Annotated in this window: 8 protein-coding genes; 6 read left to right on the forward strand and 2 right to left on the reverse strand. The window is 61.0% G+C overall.

The features are described 5' to 3' along the window. Positions 1-224 precede the first annotated feature (224 nt). The 5 genes from O6760_RS30470 to O6760_RS30490 all read left to right on the forward strand — a co-directional run bounded on the left by O6760_RS30470 (position 225) and on the right by O6760_RS30490 (position 4,956). Positions 225-1,436: a mandelate racemase/muconate lactonizing enzyme family protein gene (locus O6760_RS30470; protein WP_269583408.1), complete on the forward strand. Its 1,212-nt coding sequence runs from the start codon at positions 225-227 to the stop codon at positions 1,434-1,436. A gap of 197 nt (positions 1,437-1,633) precedes the next feature. Next, the gene (locus O6760_RS30475) at positions 1,634-2,302 is read left to right on the forward strand and encodes a GntR family transcriptional regulator (protein WP_269583409.1); all 669 of its coding nucleotides are present in this window, start codon (positions 1,634-1,636) and stop codon (positions 2,300-2,302) included. Positions 2,303-2,323: 21 nt separating this feature from the next. Next, positions 2,324-3,337, forward strand: coding sequence for an ABC transporter substrate-binding protein (locus O6760_RS30480; RefSeq protein WP_269583410.1), 1,014 nt, complete (start codon positions 2,324-2,326; stop codon positions 3,335-3,337). Positions 3,338-3,392: 55 nt separating this feature from the next. Continuing rightward, positions 3,393-4,160 carry an ABC transporter ATP-binding protein gene (locus tag O6760_RS30485; RefSeq protein ID WP_269583411.1) on the forward strand — a complete coding sequence of 256 codons (768 nt, stop codon included), beginning with the start codon at positions 3,393-3,395 and terminating at the stop codon, positions 4,158-4,160. Then, positions 4,153-4,956 (forward strand): ABC transporter permease, encoded by an 804-nt coding sequence (locus O6760_RS30490; RefSeq protein ID WP_269583412.1) that lies wholly within the window; start codon positions 4,153-4,155, stop codon positions 4,954-4,956. The genes O6760_RS30485 and O6760_RS30490 overlap by 8 nt, the downstream gene beginning before the upstream one ends. 78 nt (positions 4,957-5,034) lie before the next feature. Here the strand turns inward: O6760_RS30490 and O6760_RS30495 are convergent, their stop codons facing one another. Next, positions 5,035-7,137 (reverse strand): putative bifunctional diguanylate cyclase/phosphodiesterase, encoded by a 2,103-nt coding sequence (locus tag O6760_RS30495; protein ID WP_269583413.1) that lies wholly within the window; start codon positions 7,135-7,137, stop codon positions 5,035-5,037. Positions 7,138-7,431: 294 nt separating this feature from the next. Then, positions 7,432-9,594 carry a malate synthase G gene (locus O6760_RS30500; protein WP_269583414.1) on the reverse strand — a complete coding sequence of 721 codons (2,163 nt, stop codon included), beginning with the start codon at positions 9,592-9,594 and terminating at the stop codon, positions 7,432-7,434. Between the two features lie 250 nt (positions 9,595-9,844). Here O6760_RS30500 and O6760_RS30505 point away from each other — a divergent pair, with 250 nt between their 5' ends. Continuing rightward, positions 9,845-10,759: a DMT family transporter gene (locus O6760_RS30505; RefSeq protein ID WP_269583415.1), complete on the forward strand. Its 915-nt coding sequence runs from the start codon at positions 9,845-9,847 to the stop codon at positions 10,757-10,759. Positions 10,760-10,791: the final 32 nt, after the last annotated feature.

Below are 10,791 nucleotides of genomic sequence, written 5' to 3' on the forward strand. Positions count from 1 at the left end.
GCGGGACCGATCCAAAGCCCGGCCGTGCGGGTCGCCCAATCCCAGGGATCGCGGCCAGGTTCCGGCCGGCGACCACCGGGCCGGAGGCCTAGGGTCCGCACCCTAACTGCCCTTTGGCGGCAAAAAGAAATCCGGTTACAGGCGCGAAAAAGTCTGGGAAGGTCCCGGTGCCTGTACCAAGGTAAAGCCGATCACCATCAGCAACGACAGCTAACGGAAGTCACATGAGACTCGACCAAATCGAGACCTTCGTCGTCGGCAACCCGCCGCCCCGTCATGGCGGACGCTATTTCATCTTCGTCAAGCTGGTGACCTCCAGCGGGATCACCGGCTATGGCGAGATCTACAACGCCACCTTCGGTCCGCATCTGGTGGCCGAGATGGCGAAAGACGTGTTCCACCGGCAATTTAAGGGCGAGGATCCGCACCATATCGAGAAGCTCTGGCACAAGACCTATGGCGCCGGTTTCACGCAGCGCCCGGATGTCTCCGTCATGGGCGTGCTGTCGGGCCTGGAAATGGCCTGCTGGGACATCATCGGCAAGGCCGCCGGCAAGCCTGTCTACGAGTTGCTCGGCGGCAGGGTGCACGAGCGGCTGAGATCCTACACCTATCTCTACCCGGCGGAGGGAGACGTCTATCCGGACCCGTCGAAACCCAATGTCTACAACGACGCCACCATCGCCGCCGAAGCCGCGGCCCTTGCCGTGGCAAAAGGCTTCACGGCGGTGAAGTTCGATCCGGCGGGTGCTTACACGATCTATGACGGCCACCAGCCGAACCTGGAAGACCTGGAGCGTTCTGAGGCCTTCTGCCGCGAGATCCGGGCGGCGGTCGGCGCGAAGGCCGACATGCTCTTCGGCACCCATGGCCAGTTCACCGTTTCCGGGGCCAAGCGCATGGCCCGGCGGCTGGAAGCCTACGACCCGCTCTGGTTCGAGGAACCGATCCCTCCGGAAAGGCCCGAGGACATGGCCGAGGTTGCCCGCTACACCTCAATTCCCGTTGCCACCGGCGAGCGGCTCTGCACCAAATATGAATTCGCCCGCATCCTGGAAACCGGTGCCGCGAGCATCCTGCAGATGAATCTCGGCCGGGTCGGCGGTCTTCTGGAAGGCAAGAAAATCGCCGGCATGGCGGAATGCCACTCGGCGCAGATCGCGCCGCATCTCTATTGCGGGCCTCTGGTGGCGCTCGCCAACATCCAGCTGGCGACGTGCAGCCCGAATTTTCTGGTGCTGGAATCGATCCGGACATTTGACGGCTTCTACGCCGAGCTGCTGACAACTCCGATCCGCTGGGAGGACGGCTATGTCATTCCGTCAAGAGAACCCGGTCTCGGGCATGACCTCAACGAGGACGTTGCCCGGGCGCATCCCTACGAGGGCAACGACCTGCATCTCGGGTTTCAGGAAAGCCCGGCGCCGCCGCTTTGAGAGCTCCGGTCTGAAGGAAACTGCCGGGGTCAGGGGGAGACGACCTGCGAACTGGCAAGTCGACACCCGGCGGTATGAATTTAAGGAAGTCCAGCGCGGCTATTGCCGGTCAAGGGGCCGCTTTCGATTGATGAGAGATTGACAGGATTGTGCATTAATATCAAAAATATCCAACATTTTTGGATATGCGGGCTGGAATGCTTTTCTCTGGAAAAACGACTGAAGACAACACGATTGTAGAGCTGCTGGCGTCCGCCTTGCGCAAGGACATCGCGTTCGGGAAATTGCTGCCAGATCAGAAACTGAAGATCAGAGAGCTCCGCATGCGCTATGGCGGGTCGAACCATTCCATGCGCGAGACCTTGAGGATCCTGTCTTCCGAGGGCCTTGTCGAGGCGACCGCGCAGCGCGGTTTCCGCGTGACCTCCGCCACCGAGGACGACCTGCGCGACATTCAACTGGTTCGCCTTCAGATCGAGACAGTTGCCCTTGGCCGGGCGATCCGGCTCGGGGACGTCGCCTGGGAGGGGCGCGTGATCGCGGCGCATCACGCCTTGCAGAAAGCGGAGGCGCGGGTCGCGGCGAGCCCGGACGATCTCACGGCGCTCGAATGGGACAAGGCCTGCGGAGGGTTTGCCGCGGCCCTGATCGAAGCTTGCGCAAGCCCGCGGCTGATCGATCTGCAGTGCAAGTTTTTCGACCAGAGCCGGCGGTTCCGGCTCGCGCAGATGCGCGAAGGAAAGCTTGACTGGACCGGGCGGCAAGCACGCCAGAAGGCATTGCTGGAGGCGGTGCTGGCAAAAGACGAAAAGAATGCGCTCGCGCTTCTGCAGGCAGAGATCGAAGCAGAGCTGAAATCGGCTTGAAAATCATAGGGAGGAAAAAAGATGACCATACTCAACCGCCGGAAGGCACTTGCCCTGATGGGTGGAACACTCGCGGCAACGGGCCTTGCTGCCCCCGCACTGGCGTCGAACAGGAAAATCAAGGTCGGCGCTCTGCGCTTCACGTCACATGCCGGCAATTTCGTCGCGCTTGAGCGCGGCTATTTCGCCGATGCCGGTCTCGACGTCGAGTTCGAATTCTTCCAGGCCGCGCAGCCCATGGCCGTCGCCATTGCGTCGGGCGATGTCGACTATGCCGTCACGGCCGTTTCCGGCGGACTGATCAGCCTGGCCCAGAAGGGGGCGATCAAGGTGATCGGTGGCGCCTTGAGCGAAGAAGACGGTATTGACGGGCAGAAATTCCTGGCCTCCGATGCGGCCTTCCAGGCCGGCGTGAAAACACCGAAGGACCTGGCAGGCAAGAAATTTGCCGTCACCCAGGCCGGCTCGTCCTTCCATTACATGGGCTCGAAAATGGCCGCGGCCGAAGGCATCGAGATGTCCTTCACACCCTTGCAGAAGGTGGGCGCGATCATTGGTGCCATGAAGTCCGGCCAGGTGGACGGCTGGTCCATCGTGCCGCATATCGCCAAGCCGCTGGCCGGGTCCGGTGCCGTTCATATCATCGGCGACGTCTCCGACTACCTTCCGAACTACCAGGTGACCACGGTCTTTACCTCGGCCAGGAACGCAGCAGAGGAACGTGGTCTGACGGAGAGCTTCCTTGCCGGCTACTCAAAGGGCGTGGATGATTATGCCGCCGCCATGATCGACAAGACCGCTGACCAGGACGCCATGGTCGACCTGATCCATAAATATGTCTACACGGATCGGCCGCGTGAAAAAGCGGCCCCGTCGATCATCAACGGAACCATGCGCCTCAACAAGGGCGCGGCCCTCAACCTCGCCTCGATCAAGGACCAGCTGGCCTGGTTCCAGTCCGAGGGGCTGGTCGATGCGGACATCACCATCGAGCAGGTTGTCGACGGATCCTATGTGGACATGATCGACGCCTGACCTTTTCCCGGGCAGGGCCGATTGCATTCGGCCCTGCTTTTTTGCGAGACCCTCCATGGACATCCGACTGGATGGCATCAGCCATTCCTACGACTCATTCGAAGTCATGCGAGACATCACGCTGGACATTCCCAGCGGGCAGATCGCGTGTATCGTGGGGCCGTCAGGCTGCGGCAAGTCCACGCTGCTGCGCTTTATCGGCGGCCTGGAACGGCCCATGGCCGGACAGGTCCTGCAACTCGGCGAACCGCCGGAAGGCTGCCTCAATCCGCTGACCTATATCTTTCAGGATTTTGCGCTGCTGCCGTGGCGGACCGTTTCCGGGAACATTTCCCTGGTTCTGGAAGACCACGGCATCAAGGGCGACAAGGCGCGTGCCATCATTGCCGATGTCCTGGCGCGCACAAAGCTCACCGACTTTTCCGGGGCCTTGCCGAAACAGCTTTCCGGCGGCATGAAACAACGGGTCGCCATCGCCCGGGCTCTTGCGGTCAACCCGGCCGTTCTGCTCATGGACGAGCCTCTGTCCGCGCTCGACAGTCAGACGCGTGAGCTCCTGATGGACGATCTGGTGGACCTGTGGACGCGCCAGCCCTTCACGGCGGTTTATGTCACGCACAATCTGGCCGAGGCGGTGCGGCTCGGGCATCAGGTTGTGGTCCTGTCACGGCGTCCGGGCCAAATCCGCGAGATCGTTACCATCGACAAGCCGCTCGCGGAACGTGAATTCGGCGATGCGGATCTGGAAGCGGCTCAGAAGCATCTCTGGCAGCTTATGCGCGATGAAGCCCGTGCGGCCGATGCGGAGTTGATCCATGTCTGAGGATACTGCAAATGGAAATGCCGTCACCTTCCGTGGTGGCGGCTTCGCCCCAAAGTCCCATCGCTGGGTGGGGTTCGCCGTCTTTGTCGGCCTGATCCTGATTGCGGAATGGGGCACCCGAACCGGGTGGATTTCGGCACTGACGCTCCCCAAACCATCGGATGTTCTGGAGACCTTTGGCGAACTTTACCAGAGCGGACTCCTGTTCAGACATCTCGGTCCTTCCCTGTCCCGGCTAGTGGTCGGCGCGGCGATCGGGGTCAGCATCGGCATCAGCGTCGGCGTCCTGATCGGTCTGTTTTCCTACGTCCGGTCGGGGCTGGTTCCGGTGGTCGCGGCGATCTTCCCGATCCCGAAGATCGCGCTCCTGCCGCTCTTTGTCATCTGGTTCGGGATTGGCGAAGGCTCGAAATATGCCCTGATTGCCTTTGGTACTTTCACACCCACCGTCGTGGCGACCTATGGCGCTGTGGACAATGTCGACCGGACCCTGATCCGCATGGGGCAAAGTTTTGGTCTTTCGTGGTGGTCCATCGTGCGCAAGATTGTGCTGCCCGGCGCCATGCCCGGTATCCTGTCCGGCCTTCGCATCAGCCTCGCCATCGCGATCATCCTGCTGGTCGCGGCCGAAATGCTTGGTGCCGAATACGGGATCGGCGCCTATATCCTCGAAGCGGGCTCGCTCTACGATCTGGAACGCCTGTTCGCAGGTGTCGTGATCCTGTCTCTGCTGGGCGTGCTCGTCAGCGCGACGATCGGCGTGATCGAGCGGCGCCTGCTCGGCTGGCGAATGTGAGGCAGACGAAAAAGCGGCGCTCTTCGACCTCCCCGGGACCGGAATTGCCTCCAGCACCTCAGTCGGAGTGTTTCCGGCTCACGCCACCTGGCTGACGAGGTTGACTTTCGGGACGTCACCGGCCGATGGCTCGCCGTCGGTCGGACGGATCGCCGTCGAGGCCATCAGGGCCCGGCGGATGTCCCGCACCGGCATCGGCTTGCCGAACAGGAACCCCTGGACCTCGGCGCAGCCCTGGGACGCCAGGAAGCCCAGGTGGCCTTCCGTTTCCACGCCTTCTGCAAGCACCGGGATCTGAAGGCTTTCGCCGAGGATGATCGTCGCCCTGACAATGGCCTCGGATTGCTTGTTGCCGCCCAGATCCTTGACGAATTCCCGATCGATCTTGATCTTGTCGAACGGAAACGCCTGCAAGGTCGCGAGCGAGGAATAACCGGTACCGAAATCGTCCATGGCGATACGCACGCCGAGCTTCTTGAGCTGATGGATGATCTGGAGCGCATGGGACGTGTCGGCAATGATCCCGGTTTCGGTGATCTCCAGTTCCAGGCGTTCCGGCCTGAGACCACTCTCCTTCAGAGCATGGGCGACAATGTCCGGGAAGTGACTGTCGGCCAGTTGCACCGGGGCCACGTTGATGGCGACCTTGACCGGGTTCGCCCAGGACGCGGCCTCGCGGCAGGCGGTGCGGATGACCCAGGCGCCGATGTCCTTGATCAGGCCCGTTTCCTCGGCAATCGGAATGAACTCGAACGGCGGCACCATGCCCCTGACGGGATGATGCCACCGCAACAGAACTTCCGTGCCCGTCACTTCCCGGGTCGTGACATCGTTCTGCAACTGATAGAAAAGCTCGAATTCGCCATTCTTGAGCGCATTGCGCAGATCCAGCGCGAGCGCGCTGCGGTCACGGGTTTGCTCATCCTTGTCCGCATCATAGCAAAGGGCCGCGTTGCCACCGTTGGATTTGGCCCGGTGCATGGCCCGGGCGGCCGCTTCCATCAGTTCCTGGCCCGTCGCGGCGTGATCCGGATAGGTGGCATAGCCAACGCTGCAGGCAATCCGGATATCCTCGCCCTTCCAGGACAAGGGCAGGCCCACAAGCTTTTGAACCCGCTTGCACAGGTCGAGCATGTAACCTCGGTAATAGACCGGCTTGCCGACGACGACGAATTCGTCGCCGCTGATCCGGGCGACGTATTCTTCAGGATCCAGGTTCTCCGACAGGCTCTTGGCCACTTGGCGCAGAACAGCGTCACCACCCGCGTGACCAAGCACCTCGTTGATTTCCTTGAACCGGCTGAGATTGCAGTTCAGGACAATGACCCGGGCATTGTCCATGGCCACACTGGAAATGAACCCGTCCAGATGGCGGTCAAGTGCGGCGCGGTTCGGCAGGCCCGTGAGCGGATCGTGGTGGGCAATGTGGTTCAGGCGACTATCAGCCACCTCGGTGTTCACGTTGTCGATCGAATGGGTGATCATTGCGGACAGCATCAGAACGCTCATGGTGAAGACCACCGAAATGCCCATCAGCTGGTTCGACACAAGGTCCTTCACGCTGCCATCCAGGCGCAGAGGCAAGATATCGAGACCACCCATGGCGACGAAATGCAGGCTCGCGACCGCGAGAATAAAGCTAATGGCGGCGCCGTATTTGCAATAGCGGGTGACGGGCCGCGCGATCCGGCTGGTCGCGAACATGCCAAAGACGCAGGACAGCAAAACGGACGTGACCACAAAGGGCGTGGACAGCGTCACGATCCCCGACACCTGCAGCGCCTCGATGCCCATGAAATGCATCGCCGCGATCGACGCCCCGAAGACCACTCCGCCGACTTCGATCAGGTAGGAGCGCTGTGTCACCGAGCTGATCAGAAATCCGGCTGTCGTTCCCGCAACGGCCACAAGGAGAGAGAAAGCAGTCAGTTCCAGATCGTAGCCGAGAATCAACGGGCTCTTGTAGGCGATCATCGAGACGAAATGCGTGCTCCAAATCGTTCCGCCCGCGATCAGGCCCGACAGCAACAGCCACATGTACTTGAGATTGCCCTGCGTGCGCCGGACCCTTGCGTAAAGGCGCATGGTCAATACCGAGCCGACCGTCAGGATTATCACCGCCAGGGCAAGAAACAGCGGATCATGCTCAAAGGCTATGCACGACAGGACAGTTAGCATCATCTACTCCACGAAGATGCAATCTACCGTCTTTTGCCTCGGGAGTCGTAAAAACACGTATCTTGAATCACTTATGGATAACGCGTGGTAAATACGATCAAGATATTGAATTAATTTAATAAAATACTTTTTCACATATGCAAAAGACCCGTTGAAGGTCTGTCTCAATTTTCACCCGTTTACCATTCCCTTCAAACGGTGACCGAAGACAAAAACACGCGCCCGGGACGCGTTCCAAAAAGCAACGAGGCGCCCGCGATCCTGCGCGGACACCTCGTTGCCTGGCTGATCTTTTCGTCAGGCGGCCGTCTTGGCCTTGAACTCGATACGCCGGCGGTGCAGCACCGGTTCGGTGTAGCCGTTGGGCTGCTTCGTGCCTTCGAAAACAAGCTCGCATGCGGCCTGGAAGGCAACGGAACCTTCAAAATCCTCCGCCATCGGCCGGTAGAGCGGATCGCCCGCATTCTGCCCGTCCACCACAGCGGCCATGCGCTTCATCGTCTCCAGAACCTGGTCCCTGGACGCCACGCCATGATGCAGCCAGTTGGCAATGTGCTGGGAGGAAATCCGCAGCGTGGCCCGGTCCTCCATCAGCCCGACATCGTTGATGTCCGGCACCTTGGAACAGCCGATGCCCTGCTCGACCCACCGCACAACGTATCCCAGAATGCCCTGGGCGTTGTTGTCGAGTTCCGCCTGGATGTCTTCCGGCGCCCAGTTGGGCCTCGCGGCGACAGGAATGGAGAGAATGTCCTCGAGCTTGGCGGCCTCGCGGGCCTTCAGTTCCGCCTGACGGCCCGCAACACTCACCTTGTGATAGTGCAGCGCATGCAGGGTGGCGGCGGTCGGAGACGGCACCCAGGCCGTGTTGGCGCCAGACATCGGATGACCGATCTTCTGCTCCAGCATGGCGTTCATCAGGTCCGGCATCGCCCACATGCCCTTGCCGATCTGCGCATGGCCCGGCAGGCCGCAGGCAAGGCCGACATCGACATTGTTGTTCTCGTAGGCACCGATCCAGGTGGCGGCCTTCATGTCGCCCTTGCGGATCATCGGACCGGCTTCCATCGAGGTGTGCATCTCGTCGCCGGTGCGGTCGAGGAAGCCGGTATTGATGAAGAACACCCGGTCCTTTGCCTGGCGGATACATTCCTTGAGGTTCACCGTGGTCCGGCGTTCCTCATCCATGATGCCCATCTTGAGCGTGTTGCGCGCCATGCCGAGCGCGTCCTCGACCCTGTTGAAGATCTCGCAGGCAAAGGCAACCTCTTCGGGGCCGTGCATCTTCGGCTTGACGATATAGACCGAGCCGGCGCGGCTGTTGAGTTCGCGGCCGTTGGGGCCGATGTCGTGCAGCGCGATCATGGCGGTAATCATGCCGTCCAGAAGTCCCTCGGGCACCTCGTTGCCGTCCCTGTCGAGCACCGCATCGATGGTCATCAGGTGACCGACATTGCGCACCAGCAGCAGCGAGCGGCCATGCAGGCTCAGGGCGCTGCCATCGGGAGCGGTGTATTGCCTGTCGGCATTCATGCGCCGGGTGACGGTCTCGCCGCCTTTTTCGAAGGTTTCTTCCAGATCGCCCTTCATCAGGCCGAGCCAGTTGGAATAGACGACGACCTTGTCTTCCGCGTCGACGGCGGCAACGCTGTCCTCGCAATCCATGATGGTGGACATGGCCGATTCCAGAATGACATCAGCGATATGGGCCTTGTCGGTCTTGCCGATCGGATGCTGACCATCGATGTCGATTTCCAGATGCAGGCCGTTCCTGACCAGAAGCACCTTGTAGGGTGCGGCCGTGTCGCCGGAGTAACCCGCGAACTGCGCCGGATCCTTCAGCGCGGTGGAACCGCCCTCCGTCGCAATGACCAGCTGCTCGTCCTGGATGGCAAAGCCGGTGACATCGGTCCAGCTGCCGTCGGCAAGCGGCGCGGCGTCGTCGAGGATCCCGCGGGCAAAGGCGATGACCTGCGCACCACGTGCCGGGTCAAAGCCCCTGCCTTCTGGTTTCGAGCCCATGGCATCGGTGCCGTAAAGGGCGTCGTAGAGCGAGCCCCAGCGCGCGTTGGCGGCATTGAGGGCGTAACGCGCATTCATCACCGGAACGACAAGCTGCGGCCCGGCCACGCTGCCGATTTCCGGATCGACGTTCGCGGTGCCGACTTCGAAATCCGGTCCTTCCGGAACGAGGTAGCCGATTTCCTGAAGGAAGCTCTTGTAGCCCTCCATCTCCGGCGTTCCCGGATGGGCCTTGTGCCAGGTGTCGATCTTTTCCTGGAGCTGATCGCGCTTTACCAGCAGCGCGCGGTTCTTCGGGCCAAGATCGTGCACGAGATCCGACAGGCTCTTCCAGAAATGGTCCCGATCGACGCCGGTGTCCGGCAATGCCTTGTCGTTGACGAAATCAAAAAGATCCTTGGCAACTTGCAATCCGTACGCGTCGATCCGGCCTGTCATGGGTCAGCTCCTGTCTCAAACTCTCACATCAAGATATTGGTTGGTGTTTTGGGGTCAAAGGCAGCAATCGTCAATCTCCGGCTGCCACTCATGACTTTTTCCAATTTCGAAAAGATCAAAATCATTATCTCCAACAGTATATGCCGGTATACAAAAAGAATGGCCTTTCAGAGAGGCGCCTCTTCCGCTACCGATGCGTCTCCGCAGCGGCGGGACTCAATTCTCCTCGCACCATATCCCACAGGACCTCATGATTGCGCTGGCAAAACGACTAGGCGACCTGACCTATGGCAATGCCATCTTGATGCTGGCCTTGACGACCCTGTTCTGGGGCGGCAACACCGTGGCTGGCCGCCTCGCGGTGGGCGAGGTTTCGCCAATGGTCGTCGTGTTCCTGCGCTGGGTGATCGTGGCCGTGATCATGCTGCCCTTACAGGGGCGGCAGATCCGCCGCGAGTGGCCACAGATGCGGCCTTATTTCCCCTATATGCTGCTGATGGCGATCTTCGGGTTTGTCGGCTTCAATTCGCTGTTCTACATCGCCGCCACCAAGACGACCGCCGTCAATCTCGGTATCATCCAGGGGTCCATGCCGATCCTCGTTCTGATCGGGTCCGTGATCGCCTTCGGCGCGAAGGTGCGCCTCCTGCAGGTGCTCGGCATCCTGCTGACCCTGACCGGCGTCACGCTGATCGCCGCCCAGGGCAAGCTGGAGGTGCTGATGGCGCTTGCCGTCAATCCGGGTGACGGTGTCATGCTGGTCGCCTGCGTGCTCTATTCCGGCTACACACTGGCTCTGAGGAACCGGCCGCGTGTGTCGCCGCTGGCCTTCTTCGCCATTTTGTCGGGGATCGCCGCCCTGACCTCAGTCCCGGGCCTGGTCTATGAAATATCCACCGGCACCGCCCAGTGGCCAACCCTTAAGGGCTGGCTCGTTGTCCTCTACATTGCCTTCTTCCCGTCCCTGCTGTCGCAGATCACCTTCATGCGCGGTGTCGAGCTGATCGGTCCGGCCCGGGCCGGTGTCTTCATCAATCTCGTGCCGATCTTTGCTGCCATCCTGGCTGTCTCGATCCTCGGCGAGGCCTTCGAATGGCATCACGGGACGGCGCTTGCGCTTGTGCTGGGCGGCATCTGGCTTTCCGAACGCAAGGCGGCAGGCTGACACCCGGGCCCGGTTCCGTTTCTCACAAACCT

The organism is Roseibium sp. Sym1 (assembly GCF_027359675.1).
Classification (GTDB): Bacteria; Pseudomonadota; Alphaproteobacteria; order Rhizobiales; family Stappiaceae; genus Roseibium.

Bases quoted from the DNA above. Each gene is read 5' to 3' on its own strand.
- O6760_RS30470 (WP_269583408.1), top strand. From the start codon at position 225: ATGAGACTCGACCAAATCGAGACCTTCGTCGTCGGCAACCCGCCGCCC.
- O6760_RS30475 (WP_269583409.1), top strand. From the start codon at position 1,634: ATGCTTTTCTCTGGAAAAACGACTGAAGACAACACGATTGTAGAGCTG.
- O6760_RS30480 (WP_269583410.1), top strand. From the start codon at position 2,324: ATGACCATACTCAACCGCCGGAAGGCACTTGCCCTGATGGGTGGAACA.
- O6760_RS30485 (WP_269583411.1), top strand. From the start codon at position 3,393: ATGGACATCCGACTGGATGGCATCAGCCATTCCTACGACTCATTCGAA.
- O6760_RS30490 (WP_269583412.1), top strand. From the start codon at position 4,153: ATGTCTGAGGATACTGCAAATGGAAATGCCGTCACCTTCCGTGGTGGC.
- O6760_RS30495 (WP_269583413.1), bottom strand. From the start codon at position 7,137: ATGATGCTAACTGTCCTGTCGTGCATAGCCTTTGAGCATGATCCGCTG.
- O6760_RS30500 (WP_269583414.1), bottom strand. From the start codon at position 9,594: ATGACAGGCCGGATCGACGCGTACGGATTGCAAGTTGCCAAGGATCTT.
- O6760_RS30505 (WP_269583415.1), top strand. From the start codon at position 9,845: ATGATTGCGCTGGCAAAACGACTAGGCGACCTGACCTATGGCAATGCC.